We start from the raw sequence: 24,698 nt of genomic DNA on the forward strand, positions 1-24,698 counted from the left end.
CAGCACATGCCGAGAGGCTGTTGTCGCGCCGCCGTGTCGGGCGAGCCGAAAAGACTTTGCTGTCGCTGGCAGCGATCGCGCTGGCGCTTGGCGCTGCCGCGTGGGTTGCGGATATGGGCGATTCGACACCGCTGGTCTCCGCCGCGTTGCCGCCGGCCAATGCCCCTTCATTCGAGGACCGTTTCGCTTTGGCCTCCGCCAATCCGCCGGCCCGCGAACTCGGCCTGCGGACGCTGGAGCGCTCCGCCCTGAACGCGGTCCAGCTCAAGCTTCGCGATGCCAAGGCCATGCTTGCCGAGAAGCTGCAGGGCGATGACTGGCGCTCGACCTTGACCGAGGACGACCAGCCCCCGGCCGAGGAGGCGAGGCCCTCGCAGCGCGCCGACGCCGTCCCGATGCCGCGCTCGCGCCCGGTCCAGGCCGATCTCGCCTCCCAGATCGCATCCAGCCAAGCGTATGCCGATACCAGCCCCCGGGTCGATAACCGCAATTTCTTCGAAAAATTCACCGACAAGATCAAGCTGGCCTCGCTGACGCCCGACAGCGGATTGTTCAACAAGGCGCCCGATCTTGCGGCCCTCGGCTACGATTCGCGGACCGCGGTCTATGACATCTCGGCCAAGGCGGTTTACCTGCCGGGCGGCGTGGCGCTCGAGGCCCATTCCGGCTTCGGCCCGATGATGGACAATCCCGACCATGTCGACCGCCGGATGGTCGGTGCGACGCCGCCGGCGACCTACGATCTGAAGCCGCGCGAAAAGCTGTTCCACGGCGTCCGGGCGCTGCGCATGACTCCGGTCGAAGGCACCAGCGCGCTCGGCCGCGTCGGCCTGCTCACCCACAATTACATGCTCGGACCCCGCGGCGATTCCAACGGTTGCGTCTCGATCAAGGACTATGACCGTTTCATCAAGGCCTACGACAATGGCGAGTTCAACCGTCTGGTCGTGGTGCCGAATCTGCGCGGGTCTGCGACCGCCTCGCAGCGCGCGAGCACCGATTCCTGATATTTGCCTGCCGCGGCGGGGCTGCCGTTTCCCCTTCGTTAAATCGTCCTCGTCCAGAAGCAGCCCATGAGTGATCCATCAAGTTCCGAGACCCCGCTGCGCACGACGTTCAAGATCAAGCTGAACGGTGACACGCTGGCGATTGCGACCGTCGGCCAAGCCTACCAGTTCCTGACCAACTTCAAGTCGGTGGAATGGATGGAATTCCGCTCCCTGCATGAGGACGCCGTTGAGGCGCTGGAGGGCGCTGCCGGTAACGCCATGCTGGCAGTGCAGGCGACCAACGCCGTGCGTGCGCTGTTCGTCAGCGCGAAGCTGCTCTAGCGACAGCTTCGTAGCCCGGATGGAGCGAAAGCGTAATCCGGGTCGTGCGCGTCAGTGGCACCTTCCCGGATTGCGCTGCGCTCCATCCGGGCTACAGACCTTTTCTGTCCCAGCTTGAACTCCGCCATCGGAACGGGCAAACGGTCCGCGAAGACCGTAGCTCCAAACCAATATGTTTGAAAACTGACTTCAAGGGAGAGACCCCATCATGGAACGCCGTACATTCCTCAAGGGCGGCGCGGTCGCGGGCGCAACGACGCTGGTTGCGGCCCCTGCGATCGCGCAAGGCGCGCCCGAGATCAAATGGCGCCTGACCTCGAGTTTCCCCAAATCGCTCGACACCATCTACGGCACGGCGCAGACGTTTGCGAAATACGTCGCGGAAGCCACCGACAACAAATTCCAGATCCAGACCTTCGCCGCCGGCGAGCTCGTGCCCGGCCTGCAGGCGCTCGATGCCGTCAGCACTGCTTCGGTGGAGATGGCGCAGACGCCGCTCTATTTCTACATCGGCAAGGAGCCCGCGCTGGCCTATGCCACCGGCGCACCCTTCGGCATGAACCATCGCCATCAGGAGTCGTGGTGGCACTTCGGCGGCGGCGCCGGCCTCACCAACGAAGCGCTCAAGCCCTTCAAGGCGCACGCCATCCTGTGCGGCAATTCCGGCACCCAGATGGGCGGCTGGTTCCGCAAGGAGATCAAGACCGTCGACGACCTCAAAGGCCTCAAATTCCGCATCGCCGGCATGGGCGGCCATGTGCTGGCGCGGCTCGGCGTCGTGCCGCAGCAGATCGCCGGTGGCGATGTGTATCCCGCCCTCGAGAAGGGCACGATCGATGCCGCGGAATTCGTCGGTCCCTATGACGACGAGAAGCTCGGTTTTCAGAAGGTCGCCAAATACTATTATTTCCCGGGCTGGTGGGAAGGCGGTGCCATGCTGCACATGGTCGTCAACGACGAGAAATGGGCCTCGCTGCCCAAGCAATACCAGGCGATCGTCAACCAGGCCGCATCGGCGGCCGGCGCCTGGATGCTCGAGAAATACGACAGCGTCAATCCGGCGGCGCTCAAGCGCCTGATCGCCAACGGCGCGGAGCTGAGGGCGTTCCCGCAGCCGGTGCTGGAAGCCTGCTACAACGCGACCCAGGAGCATCTGAACGAGCTCGCCGCCAAGAGCGACCTGTTCAAGCGGACCAAGGACAGCCACGACGCCTATATGAAGGAGCTGCTGTTCTACACGCAGATCGCGGAAAACTTCTACGACAACTATCTGCTCAGCAAGACGCGCAAGACCTGAGCTTGAGGGGCGCGGTGCCGCGATTGCGCCGCGCTCCCGTAAGGTGGGCAAAGGCGCACTTGCGCCGTGCCCACCACGACTTGCTCGGCTGGCCCTGGTGGGCACGCTTCGCTTTGCCCACCCTACGGGACCTGAGCAAGCGGTCTACGCCGCCCCCAGCCCCAGCTTCGCATAGATCCTTCGCGCATAGGCGCCGAACGCATCCGTGGTCTTCAGCGGAAGATCACGCGGGAAGGGCAGGTCGATTGCAAAATAATCGGCCATCTTCGCAGGTCCCGCGGTCAGCACGGCGCAATGCGAGGACAGGAAGACGGCCTCCTGGATCGAATGGGTGACGAAGATGATGGTCTTGCCGCTCTCGCGCCAGATCCGGAGCATCTCCAGATTCATCTGCTCGCGTGTCAGCGCATCCAGCGCGCCGAACGGCTCGTCCATCAGGATCAGCTTCGGATCGTGGATGAAGGCGCGCGCGATCGCGGTGCGCTGCTGCATGCCGCCGGAGAGCTGCTGCGGATATTTCTGCTCGTAGCCGGCCAGCCCGACCAGATTGAGCAGGTCGCGCGCCCGCTCGCGCGCGGCTCTCATCGGCAGGCCGACGATCTCGGCCGGCAAGAGCACGTTGTCCAGGATAGTGCGCCACTTCAAGAGCAGCGCCTGCTGGAACACCATGCCGATGTCGCGGGTCGGATCGAACGGGCTCTTGGCATTGCCTATTCTCACGGTGCCGCCGTCGGCGCCATGCAGGCCGGCCAAAATCTTCATCACGGTGGTCTTGCCGCAGCCGGACGGGCCGACCAGCGAGACGAGCTCACCTTCCTGCACGTCCATGGTGACGTCGGAAACCGCCAGGAATTCGGCACCGCCGCTGCGGTAGACTTTCCGGACGCCTTGCAGGCTGATGAAGGGTTCTTCGGTCATGCCAGCCATTTGTTCAGGTTGGCGGCGACGAAGGCATCGTCGCTGAGATCGGCGTGCTCGCGAGTGACGCGATCGATCTCCTGCTTCTGGCCGGGGCTGAGGCCCTCGTTCGGATCGAGGCACCACAAACCTTTCATCAGGCCCTGGCGTCGCAGCACCTCGTGGCAGCCCGCGATGCAGCCGTGAAAATTATTGGCGACGTCGAAGAACGCGCTGTTGCAGTCGGTGACGCGAGCATCGAGTGCGAGCAGGTCGGCCGGCACGCTGTCCTTGTGCCGCGCGGCCTTGCAGCGCTCGAACTGTTTGATGGCGCTCGCCGTCCACACCGACCAATGGCCGAGCAGGCCGCCTTTGAAATAGGTGCGTGTGGTGACGCCGTTGTCGCGCAGGTCGAACGGCAGCATCAAGTCGAGCAGGATATGATCGTCATTGCCGGTGTAGAGCGCAACGCGGTCGAGCGCGCCGGCGGCCGCGACACCGCGGAGCACGTCGAGCGTGCGATAGCGGTTGAACGGCGCGATCTTGATCGCGATGACGTTGTCGATCGAAGCGAAGCGCTGCCAGAACCGGCTCGACAGAATGACGCCGCCCACGGCCGGCTGGAGGTAGAAGCCGACCAGTGGAATCTCGGCGGCGATCGCGGTGCAATGCGCGATGATCTCGTCCTCGGAGGCGTTCCTCATCGCGGCGAGGCTGAGCAGGCCGGCGTGATAGCCGATGTCGCGTGCAGTGCGGGCTTCGGCGGTTGCCTGGCTGGTTGGGCCGGCAAGGCCAGCGACCAGCGCTAGCGGCCGCGTGGTCCAGCTCGCGGCGGTCTCGGCAGCGAGCTCGAGCACGGGACGGTAGAGGCCGACGTCGCGGATCGCGAACTGCGTCGTGTGCACACCGACGGCAAGGCCGCCTGAGCCGGCATCGATGTAATAGCGCGTCAGCGCGCGCTGATGCGTCTTGTCAAGCTGGCGCTCGGCAGTGAGGGCGAGGGGATGTGCCGGCAGCACTGTGCCCTCGGCGATCAGCTTGCGGATGTCGCTGTTGATCTGGCTGTGGTGCATGATGTCCTATCCGAATTCAGGGCCCGCAACGGCGAATGGCGTTTCTTCGGCAGCGATGGTGGCGGGGCCGAACCGCATGCGCTGGAACGGCCGCTCGATGGTCCAGCCCGAGGCGGTCAATCCCTCCAGGAACGCGCCCTGCGAGGCGATGGCGTCGAGCAGGAGCGGCCGGTCCTCGGACCCCGCGATCGCGTGAATGAGAGCCAGCGCTTCGGCTGCATGATTTGCGAACAAGGGGCCGATATGGCGCGCGGTTCTGCCGTCGCGGACCAACGCGATGCATCCGTTTGCAGTGACGATGCGTGACCCCGAGCGCTGTGCAAAGGCGGTCAGCAGAGCGGTCCGGTCGAACCCTGTGGCGCGCCGGTCCCGGGCACAAAGCGCCTCGAGCGTTGCGGCGGATGGTACCGGCGCGGACGCCTGCGCAGATTTCTTCAGCTTCAGCCGGCGCAACTGCAGGGTCGGTGTGAACCCGAGCGGCCCGTAGACATTGGCGCCGTCGGGCGTCGCATCGAGCCAGCTCGTCAGGCCATTCCTGCGCGCTGTTTCCAGGCAGGCATCGACGAGGCGTGTTGCAAGGCCGCGGCGCCGATGCGTTGCGGACACCAGCACCATGCTGATCCAGGCGTTGTTGCCGGAATAGGGCAGCAGTGCTGCGGTCGCCACCAGTCGCGCGCCGTCGCGGATGCCGAACACGACGCCGTCGCGCAGGAAAACACGCCAGTCCTCTTCGGTCTGGTTCCAGTGCGCTTCCGTCGACAGCGCCAGCCCGGCGATCGCGTCCTCGACGCCGAGCTTGATGATGGGCGGGCCGTCAGTAGCGTCCATCGCGCACCTCGTATTTGGTGGGCTTCCCGAGACTCGGCATTGCGCGGGAGACCCAATCCGCGGTCCAGGCGATCAACTGCTCGGTGTCGACGACGGGCAAGCCGAACAGCTCGACTGCCTTCGACGTGTCGGTCAGCCATGCCGTCGGCTCTTCCTTGCCTGTCAGCACCGGCGCGCGGCCGAACCTTGCGCCGAATTTTTGCGCGAGATCGCGCACCGCCAGAATCTCGTGGCCACTGACATTGATCGGAGAGGTCGGCGTCGTGCAATGGGCAAGGCAGCGCAGCGCCTGGGAGGACGCATCGCCCTGCCAGATGAAGTTGACATGGCCCAGGCTGACGTCGATCGGCGTGCCCGTGAGCACCTTCGTGGCGATATCGTGCAGCACACCATAGCGCATGTCGATCGCGTAATTGAGCCGGAACAGGCGGCCCGGTGTCGAAAACTTGCGCGAAAAATACTCGAACATGCGCTCACGTCCGACGCAGGATTGGGCGTACTCGCCGGGCGGGTTCGGTGCCATGTCCTCGGTCGAGCCTTTGCCGATGACGGGGACGAAGGGATAGATGCAGCCGGTCGAGAACGCCACGATCCGGGACGAGGGGAAGGCCTGCGCGACCAGGGCCGGCACATGCGCGTTCATCGCCCAGGTCAGCGACAGATCGCCCTCGGCGCCGAATTTGCGGCCGGCCATGAAGATGATGTTGGGCGCCTTGGGCAGCGCTTGAATCGCGCTGTCGTCCATCAGATCGCAATTGATGGTCTCGACGCCGCGCGCATGCAGCCAGTCTTTGACGCTGGCATCGCTGAAGCGCGCGACGCCAATGATGCGGCGATCCGGCACGGCGGCTTTCGCGAGCCCCGCCAGCGTTGGCCCCATTTTGCCGGCGACTCCGAGGATCATGATGTCGCCCTCGACCTTGGCGAGGTCATCGATCAGCGCCTGCGTCGGCCGGCACAGGAGCTCGTCGAGCGCGGCGACATCCGGAATGGTCTTCGGCAGCGTCTGGCGGGTGAGCAGCATGGATTTGGTCCTTGGTCTTAGTTCTGCCTGGCGTCGCCGACCACGAACATGCGTTCGAGGGCGAGCACCAGGCCATAGAGAGCGACCCCGAGCAGCGTCAGCAGCACGACCGCCATCACCATCGCCGGCGTATCGAGCGAGGACTGAACCTGGATCATGAGGTAGCCGAGCCCGCGCTCTGAGGCGATGAACTCGCCGACGATGGCACCGGCGACCGCAAGGATGGCGCCGACCTTCATGCCGGAGAAGATGTAAGGCAGCGATCCCGGCAGCTGGATCTTGCGGAACAGCGTCCAGCGCGAGCCGCGCAGCGATTTGACGAGATCGAGCAGGTCAGGCTCGACCTCGCGCAGGCCGCGCGCGGTGGTGAGCAGGATCGGAAAGAAGCAGATGCTGAAGGCGATCAGGATGTTCGGCACGATGCCGTAGGAGAACCAGACGATGACGAGCGGGCCGAGCGCGACCTTCGGGATCATGTTCAGCGTCACGAACAGCGGCAGCAGCACGAGACTGAGCAACGGCGCCCAGCTGAAGATCACCGCGAGCGCGACGCCGACGAAGGCGCCGAGTGCGAAGCCGCCGAGGATCTCGATGGCGGTCACCAGCGTGTTGGCGCCCCAGGCATAGCCTGCGGTTCCCAGCGTCTGCACGGTGGCAAGCGGCGACGGCAGGATGAATTTCGGCACGTGGAAGGCATCGACCATGACCTGCCAGAGCACGAGCACGGCGAGGTGCACGATCAGGATGATCGCAAAGCTGCGCGAGGTGCGGGCCGCGTCTGCTGTCACCGGTTGCTCCCTGTTGCCGCGGTCATCTGCCGCTGCGACGAGCCTAACCGGCCTTCAGGGGAGTTTCAACCAGTTGGTTGATTATGGCCGGAGCGACTGCAGCACCAGATCGGCGACGTGCCTGCGGCGGGCGCGGCGCTGGGCGCGGCTCGATAGGTCCTTGCCGAAGATCGCCGACAGCGTCGGCGTGTTGGAGAAGAAGAAATAGCTGAGGCCCGCGATCGAGATGTAGAGCTGGACGGGATCGATCCCCTTGCGGAACACGCCCGCGCGCACCCCCTCGTTGAGGATGTGGGAGACGCTTCTCACCAGCGGGGAATGCATCGCTTCCAGCCGCCTCGAGCCGCGGACGTGGCGGGCGCCGCCGCGGTTCTCGTCGTTCAAGAGCACGATGAAATCAGGGTTTGCCGCGAGGTGGTCGAATGAGGCTTCGATCAGCCTGCGGATCGCCTTTTCCGGCGGCAGGCCTTCGAGATTGAGCCTGCGCTCCTGCTCGCGAATGTCCTCATAGACCCATTCGAGCACGGCGAGGTAGAGCGCGTCCTTGTCGCCGAAGTAGTGATAGACGAGCTGCTTGTTGACGCCGGCACGCTCGGCGATCTCGTCGACGCGGGCCCCCGCAAAGCCGTGCCGGGCGAATTCCAGGCGCGCCGCCGTCAGCAGCTTGTTGCGGGTGGCGACGGGATCGCGGCGCTGCGGCACGGTGTCGCCAGATCGTTTTGCGGGCATTTCCAACCAAACAGTTGACAAGTTGAGGGCGGGCTTGTTGCATTGGTATCCTCACATGGGGAGAGCGACAAGCCGGGGTCGCGGCAATGAGGAGAGGTGCGATGAAGCATTTGCAGGCGGCGGGCTCTGCCCTGGTGTTGGCCCTGATGCTCGGTGTGTCGGCGGTGTCCGCGAGCGCGGGCGAGGCGGTCAATCTGATCCTGAACTGGACGCCGACGGCCGATCACTCGCCCTATTATTACGCCAAGGCGCAAGGCTGGTACGAGAAGGCCGGGATCGACCTGACGATCGAGACCGGCAAGGGCTCCGGTGTCTCCGCCGCCAAGGTCGGCTCCGGCGGCTCGCCGTTCGGCGTCGCCGATCTCGCCACCATGCTGGTGGCCAAGAGCAAGGGCGCCGACGCCGTTGCGGTGATGAGCGTCTACGCCAATACCGGCCAGACCTTCTACTGGCTGAAAAGCTACGGCGTGAACGGGGTGAAGGATTTCGCCGGGCACAAGATCGGCAATCCGCCAGGCGATGCCTCGCGCGTGATGTGGCCGGCCTTCGCCAAGGCCGCAGGCCTTGCGCCCGACTCCGTCGGCTTCGTCAATGTCGGGCCGACCGCGAAGATCGCGGCGCTGAAGAGCCACACCGTCGACATCATCAGCGACTTCTACAACGAGCATGATCTGAAGGTGATCGAGTTCGGGCCCGATCTCGGCTACGTCAACTGGAAGGACATCGGGCTCAACCCCTACGGCAATTCGCTGATCGTCAACGGCGCCTATCTCCAGAAGAATCCGAAGGTGGTCGAAGCGTTCGTGCGCGTCACGCAGAAGGCCTTTGCGGCCTGCGTCGCCGACGTCACGCCATGCCTGAAAGCGCTGCTCGATCAGGTCTCCGGTCTCGACAAGGAGAACCAGGAGCGCCAGTGGGAACGCATCAAGTTCCTGATGACCGACGAGTTCACGACGACGAAGGCGCTCGGCTGGATCGACGGCGAGCGGATGAAGAAGGACTACGAGCTGGTCCAGACCTATCTCGGCATGGAGAAGCCGTTCGACGTGACGACGGCGTTCACGACCAAGATGCTGGATCCGAGCATCAAGATGGATGCGAGCAAGGTGAAGAAGTAAGGGGCTTGCCCCATACTCTCTGTCATCGCCCGCGTAGGCGGGCGATCCAGTATTCCAGAGACGTCTGAATTAGAGCCGAGAAGCTGCGGCGTACTGGATGCCCCGGTCCCGGCTCCGCCAAGGCTACGCCGGGGCCACGGGGGTGCTCGGCCGCCGAAGCTTTAGCGAAGGCGGCAAGCCTGGGCATGACAGCGCTGTTGGGGCGGGCGCATCCGCCCAATGCCGCGCCCTTCCACATGACCCGAGAGAAATTAACTCGCCGTTAACCATATCCGCCGCATCGTTAACCATTCAATAACGGGGAACGAGTCGGCCGCTATGGAGGCTGCAGCAAAAGTCCAACGCCAGATGGTGCGCCTGCGCGGGCGCTCCTACGTGGCCTTCGTGTTCGTGCCCACGGTCCCGATCCAGGACTGGCTCCAGGAGATCGATGCCACGATTGCGCGCTCTCCGGGCTTCTTTGCCGGCCGGCCCGTGGTGATCGACCTGTCCTCGGTCGACCTCAGCCAAGCCGGCATCACCCATCTGCTGACCAGCCTGCAGGACCGCAACATCCGCGTGCTCGGCATTGAGGGCGTGGAGGACGGCCGGCTGACGCCATCCATGCCGCCGCTGCTCTCGGGCGGGCGCAGCTGCGTGGTCGAGCCGAGCGCGCCCAAGAAGGCTGACAAAGTCACAGCCAAGCCGACCTCGCTGCTGCTCGAAAACCCGGTGCGCTCGGGCCAGACCGTGATCTTCCCCGAAGGCGACGTCACCATTCTCGGCTCGGTCGGCTCCGGTGCCGAGGTGGTCGCCGGCGGCTCCATCCACGTCTACGGCGCGCTGCGCGGCCGCGCCATGGCGGGCGTGAACGGTCACACCAGCGCGCGCATCTATTGTCAGAAGATCGAGGCCGAACTGCTTGCGATCGATGGATTTTATCAGACTGCCGACGACATCGACGCCGCCTTGCGTGGCAAGCCGGCGCAGGCCTGGCTGCAGGGGAATACCATGCGAATTACAGCACTGAACTGACCAGCAAAGGAGACATTTCAGATGAGTAAGGTACTGGTCGTGACATCAGGCAAGGGCGGGGTCGGCAAGACCACGACGACCGCCGCGTTGGGGGCTGCGCTCGCGCAACGCGGCGACAAGGTCGTCGTGGTCGATTTCGACGTCGGCCTGCGCAATCTCGACCTCGTCATGGGCGCCGAGCGCCGCGTCGTGTTCGACCTCATCAACGTGGTGCAGGGGGTGGCCAAGCTGCCGCAGGCGCTGATCAAGGATAAGCGGCTGGAGAATCTCTGGCTGCTGCCGGCTTCCCAAACCCGCGACAAGGACGCGCTGACGGAAGAGGGCGTGGGCAAGGTCATCGCCGACCTGCGCAGCCGGTTCGACTGGGTGATCTGCGACAGCCCGGCCGGCATCGAGCGCGGCGCCTCCATGGCGATGCGCTTCGCGGACGAGGCCGTGATCGTCACCAATCCGGAAGTCTCGTCGGTGCGCGATAGCGATCGCATCATCGGCATGCTCGATTCCAAGACGGTGCGGGCCGAGAAGGGCGAGCGGGTCGAGAAGCACATTCTCATCACCCGCTACGATCCCTCCCGCGCCGCGCGCGGCGAGATGCTGACCATCGACGATATCCTCGAAATCCTCGCAACACCCTTGCTCGGCATCATCCCCGAGAGCCAGGACGTGTTGAAGGCCTCCAACGTCGGCACGCCGGTGACGCTGTCGAACGCGGATGGAGCGCCGGCGCGAGCCTATATGGACGCGGCCAAGCGCCTCTGCGGCGAGAACGTGACGATGCACGTTCCCGCCGAGCGCAGAGGTCTGATGGACCGCCTGCTGCGACGGAGGGCTGCATGAGCATGGGTCTGCTTCGACTTCTCCGCGGCAAGAAAGCCACTGCACCCGTCGCTCGCGAACGGTTGCAGATCCTGCTTGCCCATGAACGCGGAATGCGTGGCCAGCCTGATCTGCTCGGTGTGCTGCGTGAGGAAATTCTCGCCGTCGTGTCCAAGCATGTCACGCTGGACCCGACCAAGGTCATCGTCCGGCTCGAGCGCGGCGACGAGGTATCGACCCTGGAAGTCGATATCGAGGTGCCCAACGATATCGAGCGCAAGCGCGTGGCGGTCGCGTAGGGGACACGGCCGACGCGTCCAAATTGGGGTGGGTGAGAAGGCGGTCCGCCGGGCATGGCGGGCCGCCTTTGTCGTGCGCTCAGGTGGCGGCACGGAACGAGGCCCCGGGCTCAATCGTTGTGAGAGACTCGCGGGAGCGATGCACCGCGGTTTCCGTCCACCGGGAGAGCGCCCATGATGTCCGAGGTCCAGGTCCACACCGTCGCGCGGCAGATGCTGGAACAGCACGGATTCGCTGCGATTGCGAAGGCCGCCGAGCAGGCGCAAGCCTGCGAGGGCCGCGGCGAGGCCGAGGAGGCCAAGGAATGGCGTCACATTGTCGACGCCATGAAGATCATGCGCGGTCCGCACCAGAGCTGATAGTCGTAGGGCCTGGGCGCGCTCAACGCTCCTCGCGGTCAGCGCCTCGCTGCGGAGTGCGATGCTGTGTCTGGGGCTGCGCGCGCTCGCCCGTCTCCTTGCAGGGAAGGGGTTCCCACGATCCGTCCGGCGCCTGCTGATAGGCACTGCATGACGACGAGGTGGATTTTTCCTCGCCTTTCTGGGCGTCGGAATTCTTCGCCAGGGCGGGCGCGGTCAGCACCGCGGCGGCCGCAATTGCGCCGGCGAAAACGAAATGGATACTCCGCATGAGGGCTCTCCGGTTCGAATTCGAAGAGCGGCATGGTGTGGAGGATTATGACGATTGTTAGCCGAAGCAGCGGTTCGTCGCAGCGTGCTTAACGCTGCAACGGCCGCCTGCTAGCCGCCCTTGCTGCGGATCAATCCGGCGAGGTTGGTCTTCTGGGCCTCGCACCAGCCTTGCATTCCGAGCCGGCGCTGGTCCATATCGGTCGCCTGGGTCGCAACTGCGACCTCGGCCATCAAATCGTCGTCCTGCTTCTCGCCCATCTTGCCCCCGGTGTGCATCCAGGCGATCGCCTTACGCACCTTCTCGGTGGTGCCGTCGGGAAGGTGCATCTGCTGCGCCTTCTGCACGAGGTCCTGATAGACGAGGTCCGTGCCCGGACATTCGACCTTGGCGGCGAAGGCCTGCAACACCATCGTCACATAGGTCGACCGCGGCGGCGCGTCGGCCGCGTGGGCCGGTGCAGCCAGCAGCAACAGGCCCGTCATCAGAAAACCAGTGCGCATCCTTGGTATCTCCTCCGTTTTTTGAGAGGCTAGCGTCCGGCGCGCCGCTCTGCAATGGGACCGGAGTGCAATTGTCGTCCCTCCGTGCGGTGCGCTAACCTGGCGCTTTCCGGCCTCGGAGCGCGACATGAGCCTGTTCAGCACGCCATTTGATCCCGCACGCGACACCGCACTCGTCACCGGCGCAGGCAACGGCATCGGCCGCGCGATCGCGCAGGCCCTGGTTGGCGAGGGCGTGCGGACCGTCTTCGCCGATATCAGTGCCGAGCGGGTGGAGGTCGCGATCGGCGCGAGCAGGAGGCCCGAGCTGGCGGTGCCCTGGATCGGCGATCTCGCCAGGCTCGAAGCCTGCGATGAGCTGCTGGCCGCCGCACAGGGGGCGCTCGGGGACGTCACGCATTTCGTCCACAGCGCGTCTCCGCCGCGGCGAGAGGCGGATCATGCGCTCGCGGTCGATCGCAAGACCTGGCAGGATATGCATGCCGTCAATCTCGATGCCGGCTTTCACCTGGCGCGCGAGATCGCGAAGCGGCTGATTGCGGCGAAGCGGCCGGGTTCGTTCCTGTTTCTCACCTCGCTGCATGCCGGCACGCCGCGCAACCTGCCGCACTATTCGACGGCGAAGGCGGCAATGGCGATACTGGTGAAGGAGCTCGCCAAGACGTTCGGCCAGCACGACATCCGGGTCAACGCGCTGGTGCCCGGCGCGATCGCAGCCGGCGGGTTCGTCGCGGATGCCTCGCTGGCGCGGCACATTCCGCTCGGGCGTCTCGGCGAGGCCGATGATCTCGCGCCGATGGCGCTCACCGTCTTGTCGAACAAGCTCTCCGCTTATGTCACTGGCGCAGCCTTCGTCGTCGACGGCGGATTGTCGCTGACGAACTGGTTCGAACCGCCGGTGCTAGATTAGCTTAGCGTTGCCAGGCCGGCACGGGATCGAGCGGCGTGCGATAGACCTCGTTGTGATCGCGATCGGTGACGCGCACCGAGCAACCCTTCTGCTGGAGCTCCGGCTTCACCTGCGACAGCTCGCATGCCAATTGATCGGCGCGATCGGAGGCGACCTCGATGTCTTCGAGGATGATTCCGCCCTGGTTCCTGAACTCTTCACCAACCACAAGATCGAAGGAATAGTATGGCATCCGACTTCCCCGGTGTGATGACCCAAGTTTGAAAAACAAGTCTTCAATGGAAATCTCGACACATCCGGGATGGTATCACGAGTCGATATTTATCGAATGATCCGGCCGCGCAATCTCTGTGCTTATGGCGCAGAAATGATGTGCAGCATGCGAGCTCATTAAGATTTTATTAAACATGCGGCGCGACCATGAAGCATGGAATCGCAACAGAACCGGGCTCCGGGAACCGGCAGTTGCAAGAGAAGGTCGCCGGCATAAATCCCGACGGCCTTTTCTCTTGAGCGGAAGACGATCGAAGCATCGCTTCCCGTAATCGCCCGGACTCAACGCATCACATCGACTCGGACAGCGTACGACGTTGCGACGCTGTGGTGTAGCCTGGCGCTGCGTTAGCGCAGCGGCATCGGCGGACGCACGACTGGTCCATCGTCATCGGCAACGGCTTGCGTCGTCGCAGCCGGAGCAGCTGACGGCGGGACTGCGACAGCCTGCGATGGCGGCGGAGGTGGTGCAAGCGGCGCTGGGGTATAGGCCGGCATGTAGGTCTGCGTGACGGCCGGCTTGGGCTTGCGAACCGGCGGCGCAGGCCGCGGCGGAAGCGCAGAGGCGCGTGGGCGCGGATCGACCGGCTTGGTCTCGACAGCCACTGGCCTCGGCGCAGGCGGCTTCGCCATCTCGCGCGCCATCTGCTCCTGTCCGGCCTTCAGCTCGGCGATGTTGGCCTTGAGCTGCTCGATCTGCTGCGCCATCGCGGCGAGATCGTTCGTCATCGACTGCACCGTTTGCGCGGTGTCCGGCTGCGCCGTTGCGGGCGCGGCGGCAAGCTGGGTCGGAGGTGGCGTCGCGGGTTGATCGGCCGTTGGTTCGGTTGCCGCTGGTGCTGCGGGCGGGGCGGCTTCCGCTGCCGCGACGGGCGTCGTCTGCGACGTCGAAGACATCAGCGAGATCGAAGGCATCAACGACGTCACTACCGGCGTCCATTCGGCGAGCATTTGCTTCGCGGTATCGCCGTGCTTCTCCCAGGCAATCGCGGCAGCCGCGCTGCCGCCCGCGAACAGGAACGTGACGAACGCACCGCGCAGCCACTTGCCGACCGCGGATCGCTTGCGATGGCCCGGACCATCGCTGGCCGTCACACGGACCGCCGTGTCGACCGAAGGTGCCGCAGCGGGCTTGCCGTAAACGACGTTGATCGTGGGCTCCGGCGCACGCGCGGGATTCGGAGCGAACCTCGGCTCCGGACGGGGTGCGACCTCCGGCGCCAGCGCTGGCGCCGTGCTCCCCGGGCGCGAGACCAGCACGATCTCGGGAGAAATCTGAACCGCGTCGTGCGGGTCGTTGTCCTTGACCGTGTCCTTCACGATCTCATCGACGATTTGCTTGCTGTTGAGCGTCGCGAGCATCGCAGCTCCTTTTGAAGCCCAGATGTTTAAGTTTTGGTCCTCCGCATTGGCGCGGAGCCGATCTGTTGAGGCGGGCCCATCCCAAATCCCTGGGACGCACGAGTCCAGCCGGGTTTGACCAAAGCAAGGCAAGGAGATGGAGATGATGCGACGCTCTTCTGCCGTTTGTGGTGATGGAACCCGCTTTGTCGAACACGCGCACGTGTTCCGGTTTGCCTTGTTTTCAGCACGATTTGGGCAGCATCTGGCGGGGCTGGGGGCGCTATCGGGGGGCCGGTGGTGCCAAAATCTCTTCTCTGTTTGTTCGTCGTCGCCTTGTTGCCGCTCGGCGGCTGCATGCAGACGACGCTTTCGCCATCGACGGATGCGAGCATGACGGCTCGCGACCGGCAGTTGCTCGCGCACACGCCTTACGCAAAGGCCAACGTACCTGAGCAGTATCTACGCCACATCGTCGATTACCATCGCAAGGAGCAGCCCGGTACCATCCTGGTCGATACCGACGCGCGCTACCTGTATTTCGTGCTGCCCGAGGGCAAGGCGATCCGCTACGGCGTCGCGGTCGGCGAGGAAGCCATGGCGTTCTCAGGCGTCGCGCGGGTCGGCCGCTTGGCGGAATGGCCGGACTGGATTCCGACAGCGGACATCCAGGCGCGGCTCGGGCCGTATCCGGCACGCGTTCCCGGCGGCCCCGCCAATCCGCTGGGCGCGCGGGGGATTTATCTCTATGCCGGCAACAAGGACACGCTCTATCGCATCCACGGCACCAACCAGCCCGAATATATCGGGCAGGCGATCTCGTCGGGCTGCATCCGGATGCGCAACGAGGACGTCATCGATCTCTATGACCGGGTGAAGCTGGGCTCGACCGTGGTGGTGCTGCCGCCTGGGCAAAACGCGCAGGCCGTGACCGGCGCGTTCTGGCGCGGGTGAGGAAAGCTCACTCGGGCGTGATGTGTCCGGCATCTGCGGCACCGGAAGCACATCTGATTCTCGCGCACGCGGCGCGTTCTCGTCCTACTCGTCCGGCCTGGCGATCCGCCATTGCAGAGTCGTGGCATTGCCGTTGGCATCACCCGGCGCCTTGTCGGCGGGCGAGGTGTAGAGCGGGCGATAGCGGTATGCCCACATCTTGCTGCCGTCGTTGCGGTTGATCACGGTGAAATCGCCGACGGCTTTGGCGTCGGTCGTCGCGGCGAGCGGAACCCAGCTCTCGGTGCACTTGCCGTTGCAGTTCGACGTCTTGCCGGTGGTGTCGCGCTCGTAATAGTAGAGCGTCATGCCCTTGAGGTCGACGAGCTTGGGACCCTGCTTGGTCAGGACCACCTTCGCCGGTGCGGTCGTTGCCTCGGGTTTCGGCGGGGGCGGGGAGTCGCCGCCGCCATGGCCATTCGCGAGCGCATGGCCGGTCGAGAGCGCGATCGCCGCGGCCGCAACAATGCACCTGAACATCCGAAACTCCCGACCCGCAAAGTTAATCGCGCGTTAAGCGCCGAACGGGCCGACCGTAACAGCCGAACGTTAGTTCCAGGTTTCGCGGCGCTGCGACAATTACGTACAAAACGACGGGCCTATTATGCCTGCACATCGCGCAGCGGCGCGCGGCTGAGCTCGTTGCCGGCGGCAATCGCCTTGCGCAACAGCCGCATCAGCTCCTCGCCTTCCTTCGTGCTGAGGCCGCGCAGCATGACGCGCTGCGCAGATTCGACGGCGGGCGTGATCTTGCGCAGCGTGCGCCTGCCTTCATCGGTGATCTCGAGCTCGCGCGCGCGGCGGTCGCGGCTGGAGGCGCGGCGCTCGACGAGGCCCTTTTGCACCAGTCGATCGATCACGCCGGTGATGGTGGTGCGGTCGTAGGCGATCAATCCTGCGAGCGTCACCTGGTCGAGCCCCGGATTGGCCTTGATGGTCGCCAGCGCGGCATATTGTACCGGCGTAAGATCGAAGCCGGCATCTCCGACTTCAGCCAGGAATACCGCGACCGCGATCTGCTGGAACCGGCGCGCCAGATGCCCCGGCATGTCGTTGTTGTCTTTCACCGAGGTCTCCGTTTGGCAGGGACGATGCGGATCATTGACAAGTATACTGATAGTCAGCATACTGAGCAATATCCAGACAGAAATTTGGCGGGAGAGGTGCTCATGCAATTCCATCTGAATGGATTTCAGCCGGGCGATCCCGAGATTGCGGATCCCGCCGAGCGCGTTCAGGCCTCGGGTGCAGCGGGCGCCGTGCCCGAAGAGGTCGATGTCCTCATCGTCGGCTGCGGGCCCGCCGGCCTGACGCTGGCCGCCCAGCTCGCGCAATTCCCTGATATCAAGACCTGCATCGTCGAGCAGAAGCCGGGCCGCCTGCTGGTCGGCCAGGCCGACGGCATCGCCTGCCGCACCATGGAGATGTTTCATGCCTTTGGCTTCAGCGAGCGTGTGCTGAAGGAGGCCTATTGGGTCAACGAGACGACGTTCTGGAAGCCGGACGACCGGCAGCCAGAGACCATCGTCCGCAGCGGCCGGGTGCAGGACGTCGAGGACGGGCTTTCGGAATTCCCGCATGTCATCCTCAACCAGGCCCGCATCCATGACGGCTTTCTCGACGTGATGCGGAAATCGCCGGCCAAGCTCGAGCCGTATTACAGCCGGCGCGTGCTCGATCTCGATGTCGATCCGGCCGCTGGTGCCGCCGATCATGCCGTGACGGTGCGCCTCGAGCGCGTCGATGCCGGAAACGAGGGTAAGGTCGAAACGATCAAGGCGCGCTATGTCGTTGGCTGCGACGGTGCGCGCAGCACGGTGCGGAAGGCGATCGGACGTGAGCTGCACGGTGATTCCGCCAATCACGCCTGGGGCGTGATGGACGTGCTGGCGGTGACAAACTTCCCGGATATCCGTTTCAAGGCCCTGATCCAATCGGCGAAGGACGGCAGCCTGCTGATCATCCCGCGCGAGGGCGGTTACATGGTCCGCCTCTATGTCGAACTCGCCAAGCTCGACATCGGCGAACGCGTCGCCAATCGCAACATCACCGCCGATGACGTGATCGCCAAGGCGCAGCGGATTTTGAAGCCGCATACGCTCGAGGTGAAGGAGATCGCCTGGTGGTCGGTCTACGAGATCGGTCAGCGCCTCACCGACAAGTTCGACGACGTGCCGGAAGCCGACGTCGCCGCCCGCCTGCCACGCATCTTCATCGCCGGCGATGCCTGCCATACCCACAGCCCGAAGGCGGGGCAGGGCATGAACGTCTCGATGCAGGATGCCTTCAATCTCGGCTGGAAGCTCGCCGCCGTCCTGCGCAAGCAGTGCGCCCCAAGCCTGCTGCATTCCTATTCGGCCGAACGCCAGGCGGTTGCCAAGGAGCTGATCGATTTCGATCGTGAATGGGCCGGGATACTCGCCTCCGCCGCGAAGGCCGGCGGTGCCGATGCGGCGAAGACGCAGGACTATTTCGTCCGGCACGGCCGTTACACGGCAGGGACCGCGACGCATTACCGTCCGTCGCTTCTCACCGGCACGGCCGCGCATCAGCATCTTGCGCAAGGTCTCGTCATCGGCAAGCGCTTCCACTCTGCGCCGGTGATCCGGCTGGCGGACGCCAAGCCGGTGCATCTCGGCCATGCGGCGCAGGCCGACGGCCGCTTCCGCATCTATGCGTTTTCGCCTGCGGAAGATCCCGCCGCCGGCGGCTCGGCCATACGCGCGCTGTGCAATTTCCTCACCGAAGCCAGGGAGTCGCCGATCAGGCGATACGCGCCCGCGGGCGCTGACATCGACAGCGTGATCGACCTGCGCGCGGTCTTCCAGCAGGATCATCGCGAGCTTGCCGTCGAGGCGATGCCGTCGCTGCTGCTGCCGCGCAAAGGCAGCTACGGCTTGATCGACTACGAGAAGATGTTTTGTCCCGACCTCAAGAGCGGGCACGACGTCTTCGCTATGCGCGGCATCGACCGGAAGGCGGGTTGCATGGTCGTGGTGCGGCCGGACCAATATGTCGCGAACGTGCTGCCGCTCGACGGCTTTGCTGCGCTTGCGTCGTACTTTGACGCCGTCATGTTGCCAGCGAATTGACGGCCTGGCAGCGCGACCGGGCGCTGTGCCGATGAACGGCGAATGAATATTGAACCGCGCGCGGTGTGCATCTCGATCTTTCGAAGGATGCGACCACCATACGCGGAACGCCCGTTCTGCTTGCGCGTTCCGACTGGCAGAGGAGGAACACGCCATGAGACTCAAAAGCGTTTTACTTGCCGCATTGCTGCTCGCCCCGACGGCCGCGCTGGCCGCGCCGGGCATCGTCACCGTCTCGACCGGTCTGCGCGCCGGGCCGGGCACGGGCTTTCCCCTGGTCGACCGCATCCCCGGCGGCGCCCGCGTCAACATCCATGGTTGCTTGCGCGGCAATGCCTGGTGCGATGTGAGCTTCTCCGACGATCGCGGCTGGGTGTCGTCGCAATATCTCGAATATCTCTATCGCAACCACTACGTCTATCTCCCTGACTATGTCGACGAGATCGACGTGCCCGTCGTTCCGTTCGTGCTGACCTCGTACTGGTCGAGCTACTATGCGGGACGTCCCTGGTACCGTCGCCATGCCTATTGGAATAGTTACTGGACTTCGCATCAGCGCTTCGCGACGCGGATGACGCTTGATCCACGTGCGGCCCGCATCGGTCGCGCGGCAACGCGCGATGCGGCGGTCGCACTCGAGCGCAGCGGCGTGCGTGCCAGGGGCAATGTCGCGGTCACCGGACGGGATGCTGCGGTCGCGCGGCCCAACGCCGCCATCGCCAAGCGCAACGCCGCGGTTACGATCGACCGCACCCGCGCCGCGCGGAGCGAGCGCATCGCGAATGAGCGAACCGCCGTGCAGAGCCGCAGTGCGCGCGAGGCGCAGGCGCGCATGATGCACGACCGTGCTGCGAGCCGTGCCGCCGTTCGCGCGCAGCCGATGACGCGCGCCCATGAAGCGCCGCGTGCGGCCGCGCCTGCAGCCCGGCCCGCAACGCCGCATGTCGCCCAGCCGAACGTCAGCCACGGTTCGCCGATGAATGCCCGTGCGCAGACGCCGGCGCCGCGAGCGGCTGCGCCCGCAATGTCGCACCCTGGCGGCGGCGGCGCTCCGCACATCAATGCGGCGCCGCGCGGCGGCAATGCGCCGGCCGGCGGTCCCGGCGGCGGCCATCAAAAGCACTAGGGTTGCCAAAAAAGCCCGGCCGCAGCGCCGGGCTTTTTCTTTGGCCATCGCAAGGCCCTTACAATTTAAGTCAGTTCTTCACCGGCAGATTTCATCGATCGTAATATCTCTACCGAAAGCTGTAAGCATCCACTCGGGGCAGCGGGGCACGGGAGGATGACGATGAGACAGAGCCAGGCGGAGGCGCGCCGCCAAAATGTCGCGAAGCGGTCGATGACCAAGGAGGCCAAGCAGCTGTCCGGCCTGATTGCCGGATTGCGCAAATCGCTCGAAGCGATCCACAAGGAACGGGCGAGCGCAAAGCTTACCGGCGCCGAGATAGGCATGCTCGACGAGCGACGCAACAATCTGCAGCTCACCATCGCAGCCCTCGACGATCGCCTCTCGGCGGTGCAGGGACTGATCAATCTCGGCCGGCCGCACGTGATCCGGGTCCACTAGCGGGGCTCGGACAGGCGCGATCGGTTTCCGTGACAGTCGTGACGGGGCCGGCGGCTGATTCAGCACGATATGTCGACGCGCCTGCGGCGCTCCGCGCCTGGCGGCAAGCAAGCCCGCGACAAGCAGGATCGCGTCCCGGACGCGGCGCGCTCATCCGGTTACCCGGCTGTAAGCGTGCCCGGCGCAGTGCTGCCTGCGGATGGCACCAAATTGCCACGCTCCTGGCGAATTGCCGCCAAAGCCCGCTGCCACGAGAGGAGCGGGTGCAGGCAACGCCAGGGGATTTGCATTGGCCTACAAAATGGTCGCAGAACGCGACAACGAGAAGTACAGCTTCGCCCGCGAGAGCCGGTTGCTCATCGTGGCCAAGGCAAGGGTGTGGGCCAGTGAGGGATGGCAGGTCGTCATCACTGATCAGAATGGCAAGGCCTACGCGCCGCCGGAATTCGATCAGCTATTGGCGGCGTAACCGCAAGACGGGCTAGGGGACAACATTGATTTCGCTGTTTCGACCGGGGCGCGGCTTGATCGCGCCCTTGACGACTCTTGCCGCCGTCCTGACGGCGACGGTTGCCGCCGCGCAGAATCTCGACGCCGGCAAGTCGCCCGCAAAGCTCTTTGCCGACGGTTGCGCGACCTGTCACCGCACCCCTCGGGGCCTTGCCAAGGGACGCTTCAGCCTGACGCTGACCTGGTTCCTGAAGGACCACTACGCAACCAGTTCCGATTCCGCCAAGGCGCTTGCCGCCTATCTGGAGTCGGTCGATGAGCCGCCGCCGCGTGCTGCGGCCAAGCCCGGCGCAAAACCGCCGCGATCATCGCCACGTCCGCCCAAAGCGGTGCAGGGCCAATAGCTGTCGCCCTGAATCCCGGCTAAGCGCGTCGATAGGTCTGAGCGATCAGGCGGTCGTGCACGGCGCGCAGGTCGGCGCTCATGCGTGTCTGGCCTGTCGTGACATAGGACAGCCAGGCGCCGTCGGCGGCGAGGCGGATGACGTGAAGATCGGGCGCGCTATCGGTGGCGCGATGGCGCTTCAGCCGGGCCTTGATCCAGTCATTCCAGAGCCGGCGCAGCGACGGATCTGTGACGACGACCATGCTCAGCGCCGCCCAGGGCGTTGTGAAGCCGAAGGCCTTGCCGGTGAACACCGCATTCACATAGGCGCGCGTGAAGCTGCCGCGCGGCTTGGGATCCGACTCGATGGCGCTGTCGATCTCGGCATCGACGCGGGCGAGGAGATCGGCGAACAGGCCCTCGATCAGCGCCTGCTTGCTGCCGAAATGATGAAACAGACCGCCCTTGGTGACGCCGGCCGCCGCGGCGACCGCCTGCACCGTGACGCCGGAGACGCCATGGTCCATGGCAATGGCAGCAGCGTGGTCGAGCAGGGCGCGCCGCACCTGCTCGGGCTGCTTAGCGCGGGTGTAGCGGCTTTCCGGCATCAATGCACCGTGGTCTCCGAGAACAGGTTGATGATCACGACCCCGGACACGATCAGCGTAATGCCGACGAAGCCGGCGGCGTCCAGCATCTGACGGAACAGCACGAAGGAGACCGTGGCGGTCAGGATGATGCCGACCCCGCCCCAGATCGCATAGGCGATGCTGAGGGGAATGACGCGGATCGCGACCGACAGCGCATAGAATGAGGCGACGTAGAACAGCACCATCGCCAGCGTTGGCCATGGCCGGGTGAACTGCGCCGATTGCTGCAGGAAGGCGGAGGCGGTGACCTCGAAGACGATGGCGAGGGCAAGCGCGGCGTAAGCATTGAAGGCGGATGTCATGAGAGCTCAAACGTAAGCGCGAAAAGATACCGCGCGGTAGGTATGTTTAGCACGCGGGAACATGGCTTTTGCCGGGAGCAGGTATCACGTGTGAGTGACGGGGCTGCGACAGATGCGGAACGCACCAGGACCGGAGTTTCCAAGACAGGTCGCTGACAACACGAAGCCGCCGCGCGATGGATCGCGCGGCGGCCCGGGGCTGATGGTTCGATGCGGGCCTTAGTCGATCCGCATCGAGAGCTCGACGTCTTCGGCAAAGGCCGTCGACATATAGCCGCTTCCGGGCGCACGTACGCGCGCCAGATAGTCGGGGCTGTCGTCGGCATTGTCGGCGACGATGATCGCGCCCGGCCTGAGATGGCCTTCGAGCAGATCCAGGATATCGGAGTAGAGCGCCTTGGCACCGTCGAGCAGCACGAGGTCGATCGTATCAGGCAGATCGGTACTGAGCGTCTTCAGCGCATCGCCGTCGCGGATTTCGACGAGATCGATCACTCCGCCGGCCGAGAGGTTGTCCCGCGCCCGTGCCGCCTTGGACGGCTCGAACTCGCTGGTGATGAGGCGGCCGCCGCCATTGTCGCGCAGAGCTGCGGCAAGGTGCAGGGTCGAGATGCCGAACGAGGTGCCGAACTCGACGATGGTCCTGGCGCGGGAGCTGCGCGCCAGCATGTAGAGCAACGTACCAGTCTCGCGCGAGACCGCGAGCGGGGCGTCCTTCAGGCGTCCATAGAGATCGCGGTAGGCGGTCTTGCTCCGCAACATCCGCGCCCGGTCGGCATCGGACAAATCGGCGACGGCGTCCAGCGTTGCGCCGCTTGCTGCTTCGGCCTCGTTGAACAGTCGATCCAGCAGCGGCGCAAGCAATGTGATGGTTGGGGTAGTCATTTGGTGTCTCCAGAGTTCGCGGCGAAGCGCGTGCTTGCGCGGAGATCGAAATACGACTAATTCGTCACATTTCCTATTCGCATTGCTCGCAGGCGCCATGGCCGACCGTCGAAGCCGTTCAATTTCCTCGCGAAAACAGCCTCAACAGGCCCGCTCCACCGGGCTGGTGGCGGCCATCCTGGATGCCGCTGTTCAGGTTCTGGCGAAGGAGGGGGCGCAGCGTTTCACGACGGCGCGGGTGGCGGAGCGGGCCGGGGTGAGCGTCGGATCGCTCTATCAATATTTTCCGAACAAGGCGGCGATCCTGTTCCGCCTCCAGAGCGACGAGTGGCGACGCACCAGCGAGATGCTCGCCGGCATCCTCGCGGACCGGGCGAGGCCGCCGCCGGCGCGGCTACGCGCGTTGGTCCATGCCTTCATTCGCTCCGAGTGCGAGGAGGCTGCGATCCGCATCGCGCTCAGTGATGCCGCACCGCTCTATCGCGACGCGCCCGAGGCGCATGAGGCACGGGCAGCCGGCGAGGGCATCGTCGCTTCCTTCATGCGGGAGGCGCTGCCCAAGGCCTCGGATGCGACGCGCAGCCTCGCCGGCGAGCTGATCACGACGACGCTCAGCGCGGTCGGCAAGAGTTTTTCGGAAGAGACGCGGAGCGAGGCGGAGATCGCAGGCTATGCCGATGCCATGGCCGACATGTTCTGCTCTTATCTTAGAAGGCTGGCGCGGCGCTGAGGCGTTGCTGACATCGGCGTTTGCGCGCCGATTGTTCTTCGGAATTCGCCGCATCATGGGTTAGCCTCGTATCGTCCTTCATCCAATCACCGAGCGCCGCGCCATGCATGTCCTCCGTCCCCAGTTCCGCATCGAGGAGCAGCGCGCGCGGGAATTTGCCGGGCGACGCGGCTTCGGCGTGATCGTGGCGGCGGACGAGCGCGGGCCGCGGGCCTCCCACGTGCCGTTCGTGCTCGGCGAGCGCGGCGGGCGCGCCATCGTGCAGATCCATTTCACCGCCAAAAATCCGCTCGTGCCGCTCGCGGACGGCATCAGGCGATTCCTGCTCATCGTTGCTGGCGACGATGCCTACGTCTCCAACGACTGGTATGCCTCCCGCGACAACGTCTCGACCTGGCTCTACGAGGCGGTGCACCTGTCTGGCGTGGCGCATCTGCGCGGGCTGGACGAAAATCGCCGACATGGCGATGCGCTGCTTGCCGTCTCCGAGGCGCGGTTGCCCAAGCAACCTTGGGATCTCGCGCAGATGGAGCCAGGCAAGCGCGAGAGCATGCTGGCTGCGATCCGCGTCATCGATCTCGTGGTGGATCAGGTCGAGGGCCAGGCCAAGCTCAATCAGCACAAGAGCGATGCGGACCATGTCGCAGTCGCAGATCGATTGGCGCGGTCGGAGGAGACAGGGCACCGGCGGCTGGCGCGCAGGATGCAAGCGCTGCCACCGGAGCTCAAGTACGAGATCCCGTCAAACCTTGCCTCGTCTGATGTTTGACCT

32 protein-coding genes are annotated in these 24,698 nt (G+C 65.0%); 17 read left to right on the top strand and 15 right to left on the bottom strand.

From position 1 onward, the window contains the following. Positions 1-56 precede the first annotated feature (56 nt). The 3 genes from LRP30_RS18565 (at position 57) to LRP30_RS18575 (ending at position 2,628) form a co-directional block, all read left to right on the top strand. Positions 57-1,007 (top strand): DUF2778 domain-containing protein, encoded by a 951-nt coding sequence (locus LRP30_RS18565; protein WP_128941969.1) that lies wholly within the window; start codon positions 57-59, stop codon positions 1,005-1,007. A gap of 66 nt (positions 1,008-1,073) precedes the next feature. Next, the gene (locus tag LRP30_RS18570) at positions 1,074-1,331 is read left to right on the top strand and encodes a hypothetical protein (protein ID WP_018322933.1); all 258 of its coding nucleotides are present in this window, start codon (positions 1,074-1,076) and stop codon (positions 1,329-1,331) included. Between the two features lie 208 nt (positions 1,332-1,539). Next, entirely contained in the window at positions 1,540-2,628 is a 1,089-nt protein-coding gene (locus LRP30_RS18575; RefSeq protein ID WP_249761296.1) for a substrate-binding domain-containing protein, read from the top strand. 144 nt (positions 2,629-2,772) lie between these two features. On the opposite strand, the gene LRP30_RS18580 is transcribed toward LRP30_RS18575, so the two are convergent. From LRP30_RS18580 to LRP30_RS18605, 6 genes are all read right to left on the bottom strand, one after another. Then, positions 2,773-3,555: an ABC transporter ATP-binding protein gene (locus tag LRP30_RS18580; RefSeq protein ID WP_091888147.1), complete on the bottom strand. Its 783-nt coding sequence runs from the start codon at positions 3,553-3,555 to the stop codon at positions 2,773-2,775. Next, a complete protein-coding gene (locus LRP30_RS18585) occupies positions 3,543-4,598 on the bottom strand; it encodes a dihydrodipicolinate synthase family protein (RefSeq protein ID WP_128947729.1) in 1,056 nt (351 codons plus the stop codon). Before LRP30_RS18585 ends, LRP30_RS18580 begins: the two co-directional genes overlap by 13 nt. Positions 4,599-4,604: 6 nt before the next feature. Next, on the bottom strand, positions 4,605-5,426 hold the full coding sequence (locus LRP30_RS18590; protein ID WP_128947728.1) for a GNAT family N-acetyltransferase: 822 nt from the start codon (positions 5,424-5,426) through the stop codon (positions 4,605-4,607). Next, on the bottom strand, positions 5,413-6,450 hold the full coding sequence (locus LRP30_RS18595; RefSeq protein WP_249761297.1) for an NAD(P)-dependent oxidoreductase: 1,038 nt from the start codon (positions 6,448-6,450) through the stop codon (positions 5,413-5,415). Before LRP30_RS18595 ends, LRP30_RS18590 begins: the two co-directional genes overlap by 14 nt. Positions 6,451-6,467: 17 nt before the next feature. Next, positions 6,468-7,238 carry an ABC transporter permease gene (locus LRP30_RS18600; protein WP_128941939.1) on the bottom strand — a complete coding sequence of 257 codons (771 nt, stop codon included), beginning with the start codon at positions 7,236-7,238 and terminating at the stop codon, positions 6,468-6,470. An 81-nt stretch (positions 7,239-7,319) separates the two neighbouring features. Continuing rightward, the gene (locus LRP30_RS18605) at positions 7,320-7,967 is read right to left on the bottom strand and encodes a TetR/AcrR family transcriptional regulator (protein ID WP_128934164.1); all 648 of its coding nucleotides are present in this window, start codon (positions 7,965-7,967) and stop codon (positions 7,320-7,322) included. A 101-nt stretch (positions 7,968-8,068) separates the two neighbouring features. On the opposite strand from LRP30_RS18605, the gene LRP30_RS18610 reads away from it, so the two are divergent. From LRP30_RS18610 to LRP30_RS18630, 5 genes are all read left to right on the top strand, one after another. Then, positions 8,069-9,085 (top strand): ABC transporter substrate-binding protein, encoded by a 1,017-nt coding sequence (locus LRP30_RS18610; RefSeq protein ID WP_128934163.1) that lies wholly within the window; start codon positions 8,069-8,071, stop codon positions 9,083-9,085. 318 nt (positions 9,086-9,403) lie between these two features. Beyond that, positions 9,404-10,099 (top strand): septum site-determining protein MinC, encoded by a 696-nt coding sequence (gene minC, locus LRP30_RS18615; RefSeq protein ID WP_128941940.1) that lies wholly within the window; start codon positions 9,404-9,406, stop codon positions 10,097-10,099. A 21-nt stretch (positions 10,100-10,120) separates the two neighbouring features. Then, on the top strand, positions 10,121-10,936 hold the full coding sequence (minD, locus tag LRP30_RS18620; protein ID WP_018644673.1) for a septum site-determining protein MinD: 816 nt from the start codon (positions 10,121-10,123) through the stop codon (positions 10,934-10,936). Further along, on the top strand, positions 10,933-11,214 hold the full coding sequence (gene minE, locus LRP30_RS18625) for a cell division topological specificity factor MinE (RefSeq protein ID WP_091888131.1): 282 nt from the start codon (positions 10,933-10,935) through the stop codon (positions 11,212-11,214). The genes minD and minE overlap by 4 nt, the downstream gene beginning before the upstream one ends. Before the next feature lie 174 nt (positions 11,215-11,388). Beyond that, the gene (locus LRP30_RS18630) at positions 11,389-11,574 is read left to right on the top strand and encodes a hypothetical protein (protein WP_027572193.1); all 186 of its coding nucleotides are present in this window, start codon (positions 11,389-11,391) and stop codon (positions 11,572-11,574) included. A gap of 22 nt (positions 11,575-11,596) precedes the next feature. Here the strand turns inward: LRP30_RS18630 and LRP30_RS18635 are convergent, their stop codons facing one another. Both LRP30_RS18635 and LRP30_RS18640 read right to left on the bottom strand, forming a co-directional pair. Then, a complete protein-coding gene (locus LRP30_RS18635; protein WP_128934161.1) occupies positions 11,597-11,845 on the bottom strand; it encodes a hypothetical protein in 249 nt (82 codons plus the stop codon). Between the two features lie 110 nt (positions 11,846-11,955). After that, complete coding sequence (locus LRP30_RS18640; protein ID WP_128934160.1) at positions 11,956-12,348, bottom strand: hypothetical protein; 393 nt, start codon at positions 12,346-12,348, stop codon at positions 11,956-11,958. A 127-nt stretch (positions 12,349-12,475) separates the two neighbouring features. On the opposite strand from LRP30_RS18640, the gene LRP30_RS18645 reads away from it, so the two are divergent. After that, positions 12,476-13,258 (top strand): SDR family oxidoreductase, encoded by a 783-nt coding sequence (locus tag LRP30_RS18645; protein WP_128934159.1) that lies wholly within the window; start codon positions 12,476-12,478, stop codon positions 13,256-13,258. A gap of 1 nt (position 13,259) precedes the next feature. On the opposite strand, the gene LRP30_RS18650 is transcribed toward LRP30_RS18645, so the two are convergent. Together LRP30_RS18650 and LRP30_RS18655 are read right to left on the bottom strand one after the other, a co-directional pair. Then, positions 13,260-13,490 (bottom strand): hypothetical protein, encoded by a 231-nt coding sequence (locus LRP30_RS18650; RefSeq protein WP_091888123.1) that lies wholly within the window; start codon positions 13,488-13,490, stop codon positions 13,260-13,262. A 389-nt stretch (positions 13,491-13,879) separates the two neighbouring features. Beyond that, entirely contained in the window at positions 13,880-14,893 is a 1,014-nt protein-coding gene (locus LRP30_RS18655) for a hypothetical protein (protein ID WP_128941943.1), read from the bottom strand. Between the two features lie 336 nt (positions 14,894-15,229). Between LRP30_RS18655 and LRP30_RS18660 the strand changes: the two genes are divergently transcribed. Further along, entirely contained in the window at positions 15,230-15,826 is a 597-nt protein-coding gene (locus LRP30_RS18660; RefSeq protein WP_164939878.1) for a L,D-transpeptidase, read from the top strand. An 84-nt stretch (positions 15,827-15,910) separates the two neighbouring features. Here LRP30_RS18660 and LRP30_RS18665 read toward each other — a convergent pair whose 3' ends face one another. Continuing rightward, positions 15,911-16,345, bottom strand: a complete 435-nt coding sequence (locus LRP30_RS18665) for a hypothetical protein (RefSeq protein ID WP_249761298.1) — start codon at positions 16,343-16,345, stop codon at positions 15,911-15,913. 122 nt (positions 16,346-16,467) lie between these two features. Then, positions 16,468-16,932, bottom strand: a complete 465-nt coding sequence (locus LRP30_RS18670) for a MarR family winged helix-turn-helix transcriptional regulator (RefSeq protein WP_249761299.1) — start codon at positions 16,930-16,932, stop codon at positions 16,468-16,470. A 102-nt stretch (positions 16,933-17,034) separates the two neighbouring features. Here LRP30_RS18670 and LRP30_RS18675 point away from each other — a divergent pair, with 102 nt between their 5' ends. From LRP30_RS18675 to LRP30_RS18695, 5 genes are all read left to right on the top strand, one after another. Then, positions 17,035-18,957, top strand: a complete 1,923-nt coding sequence (locus LRP30_RS18675) for an FAD-binding monooxygenase (protein WP_249761300.1) — start codon at positions 17,035-17,037, stop codon at positions 18,955-18,957. A 154-nt stretch (positions 18,958-19,111) separates the two neighbouring features. Then, complete coding sequence (locus LRP30_RS18680; RefSeq protein ID WP_249761301.1) at positions 19,112-20,083, top strand: SH3 domain-containing protein; 972 nt, start codon at positions 19,112-19,114, stop codon at positions 20,081-20,083. A gap of 162 nt (positions 20,084-20,245) precedes the next feature. Beyond that, the gene (locus tag LRP30_RS18685) at positions 20,246-20,524 is read left to right on the top strand and encodes a hypothetical protein (RefSeq protein ID WP_249761302.1); all 279 of its coding nucleotides are present in this window, start codon (positions 20,246-20,248) and stop codon (positions 20,522-20,524) included. Between the two features lie 289 nt (positions 20,525-20,813). Further along, positions 20,814-20,993: a hypothetical protein gene (locus LRP30_RS18690; protein WP_249761303.1), complete on the top strand. Its 180-nt coding sequence runs from the start codon at positions 20,814-20,816 to the stop codon at positions 20,991-20,993. A gap of 67 nt (positions 20,994-21,060) precedes the next feature. Further along, the gene (locus tag LRP30_RS18695) at positions 21,061-21,378 is read left to right on the top strand and encodes a hypothetical protein (protein WP_249761304.1); all 318 of its coding nucleotides are present in this window, start codon (positions 21,061-21,063) and stop codon (positions 21,376-21,378) included. Positions 21,379-21,397: 19 nt separating this feature from the next. On the opposite strand, the gene LRP30_RS18700 is transcribed toward LRP30_RS18695, so the two are convergent. The 3 genes from LRP30_RS18700 to LRP30_RS18710 form a co-directional block, all read right to left on the bottom strand. Further along, positions 21,398-21,967 (bottom strand): TetR family transcriptional regulator, encoded by a 570-nt coding sequence (locus LRP30_RS18700; protein WP_249761305.1) that lies wholly within the window; start codon positions 21,965-21,967, stop codon positions 21,398-21,400. Continuing rightward, entirely contained in the window at positions 21,967-22,311 is a 345-nt protein-coding gene (locus tag LRP30_RS18705; protein WP_249761306.1) for a multidrug efflux SMR transporter, read from the bottom strand. The genes LRP30_RS18700 and LRP30_RS18705 overlap by 1 nt, the downstream gene beginning before the upstream one ends. Before the next feature lie 219 nt (positions 22,312-22,530). After that, entirely contained in the window at positions 22,531-23,196 is a 666-nt protein-coding gene (locus LRP30_RS18710) for a class I SAM-dependent methyltransferase (protein ID WP_249761307.1), read from the bottom strand. Positions 23,197-23,293: 97 nt separating this feature from the next. On the opposite strand from LRP30_RS18710, the gene LRP30_RS18715 reads away from it, so the two are divergent. Together LRP30_RS18715 and LRP30_RS18720 are read left to right on the top strand one after the other, a co-directional pair. Beyond that, positions 23,294-23,926, top strand: coding sequence for a TetR family transcriptional regulator (locus tag LRP30_RS18715; protein WP_249761308.1), 633 nt, complete (start codon positions 23,294-23,296; stop codon positions 23,924-23,926). Positions 23,927-24,029: 103 nt separating this feature from the next. Then, complete coding sequence (locus LRP30_RS18720) at positions 24,030-24,695, top strand: FMN-binding negative transcriptional regulator (protein ID WP_249761309.1); 666 nt, start codon at positions 24,030-24,032, stop codon at positions 24,693-24,695. The last annotated feature ends 3 nt before the right edge of the window (positions 24,696-24,698 follow it).

Source organism: Bradyrhizobium sp. C-145 (genome assembly GCF_023375135.1).
Classification (GTDB): Bacteria; Pseudomonadota; Alphaproteobacteria; order Rhizobiales; family Xanthobacteraceae; genus Bradyrhizobium; species Bradyrhizobium zhanjiangense.

Coding starts and splice junctions, on each gene's coding strand:
- LRP30_RS18575 (WP_249761296.1), top strand. CDS start 1,540: ATGGAACGCCGTACATTCCTCAAGGGCGGCGCGGTCGCGGGCGCAACG.
- LRP30_RS18705 (WP_249761306.1), bottom strand. CDS start 22,311: ATGACATCCGCCTTCAATGCTTACGCCGCGCTTGCCCTCGCCATCGTC.
- LRP30_RS18585 (WP_128947729.1), bottom strand. CDS start 4,598: ATGCACCACAGCCAGATCAACAGCGACATCCGCAAGCTGATCGCCGAG.
- LRP30_RS18595 (WP_249761297.1), bottom strand. CDS start 6,450: ATGCTGCTCACCCGCCAGACGCTGCCGAAGACCATTCCGGATGTCGCC.
- LRP30_RS18675 (WP_249761300.1), top strand. CDS start 17,035: ATGCAATTCCATCTGAATGGATTTCAGCCGGGCGATCCCGAGATTGCG.
- minE (WP_091888131.1), top strand. CDS start 10,933: ATGAGCATGGGTCTGCTTCGACTTCTCCGCGGCAAGAAAGCCACTGCA.
- minC (WP_128941940.1), top strand. CDS start 9,404: ATGGAGGCTGCAGCAAAAGTCCAACGCCAGATGGTGCGCCTGCGCGGG.
- LRP30_RS18700 (WP_249761305.1), bottom strand. CDS start 21,967: ATGCCGGAAAGCCGCTACACCCGCGCTAAGCAGCCCGAGCAGGTGCGG.
- LRP30_RS18580 (WP_091888147.1), bottom strand. CDS start 3,555: ATGGCTGGCATGACCGAAGAACCCTTCATCAGCCTGCAAGGCGTCCGG.
- LRP30_RS18720 (WP_249761309.1), top strand. CDS start 24,030: ATGCATGTCCTCCGTCCCCAGTTCCGCATCGAGGAGCAGCGCGCGCGG.
- LRP30_RS18660 (WP_164939878.1), top strand. CDS start 15,230: ATGCAGACGACGCTTTCGCCATCGACGGATGCGAGCATGACGGCTCGC.
- LRP30_RS18715 (WP_249761308.1), top strand. CDS start 23,294: ATGGCCGACCGTCGAAGCCGTTCAATTTCCTCGCGAAAACAGCCTCAA.
- LRP30_RS18710 (WP_249761307.1), bottom strand. CDS start 23,196: ATGACTACCCCAACCATCACATTGCTTGCGCCGCTGCTGGATCGACTG.
- LRP30_RS18655 (WP_128941943.1), bottom strand. CDS start 14,893: ATGCTCGCGACGCTCAACAGCAAGCAAATCGTCGATGAGATCGTGAAG.
- LRP30_RS18590 (WP_128947728.1), bottom strand. CDS start 5,426: ATGGACGCTACTGACGGCCCGCCCATCATCAAGCTCGGCGTCGAGGAC.
- LRP30_RS18610 (WP_128934163.1), top strand. CDS start 8,069: ATGAAGCATTTGCAGGCGGCGGGCTCTGCCCTGGTGTTGGCCCTGATG.
- LRP30_RS18650 (WP_091888123.1), bottom strand. CDS start 13,490: ATGCCATACTATTCCTTCGATCTTGTGGTTGGTGAAGAGTTCAGGAAC.
- LRP30_RS18645 (WP_128934159.1), top strand. CDS start 12,476: ATGAGCCTGTTCAGCACGCCATTTGATCCCGCACGCGACACCGCACTC.
- LRP30_RS18665 (WP_249761298.1), bottom strand. CDS start 16,345: ATGTTCAGGTGCATTGTTGCGGCCGCGGCGATCGCGCTCTCGACCGGC.
- LRP30_RS18680 (WP_249761301.1), top strand. CDS start 19,112: ATGAGACTCAAAAGCGTTTTACTTGCCGCATTGCTGCTCGCCCCGACG.
- LRP30_RS18570 (WP_018322933.1), top strand. CDS start 1,074: ATGAGTGATCCATCAAGTTCCGAGACCCCGCTGCGCACGACGTTCAAG.
- LRP30_RS18640 (WP_128934160.1), bottom strand. CDS start 12,348: ATGCGCACTGGTTTTCTGATGACGGGCCTGTTGCTGCTGGCTGCACCG.
- LRP30_RS18630 (WP_027572193.1), top strand. CDS start 11,389: ATGATGTCCGAGGTCCAGGTCCACACCGTCGCGCGGCAGATGCTGGAA.
- LRP30_RS18605 (WP_128934164.1), bottom strand. CDS start 7,967: ATGCCCGCAAAACGATCTGGCGACACCGTGCCGCAGCGCCGCGATCCC.
- minD (WP_018644673.1), top strand. CDS start 10,121: ATGAGTAAGGTACTGGTCGTGACATCAGGCAAGGGCGGGGTCGGCAAG.
- LRP30_RS18635 (WP_128934161.1), bottom strand. CDS start 11,845: ATGCGGAGTATCCATTTCGTTTTCGCCGGCGCAATTGCGGCCGCCGCG.
- LRP30_RS18685 (WP_249761302.1), top strand. CDS start 20,246: ATGAGACAGAGCCAGGCGGAGGCGCGCCGCCAAAATGTCGCGAAGCGG.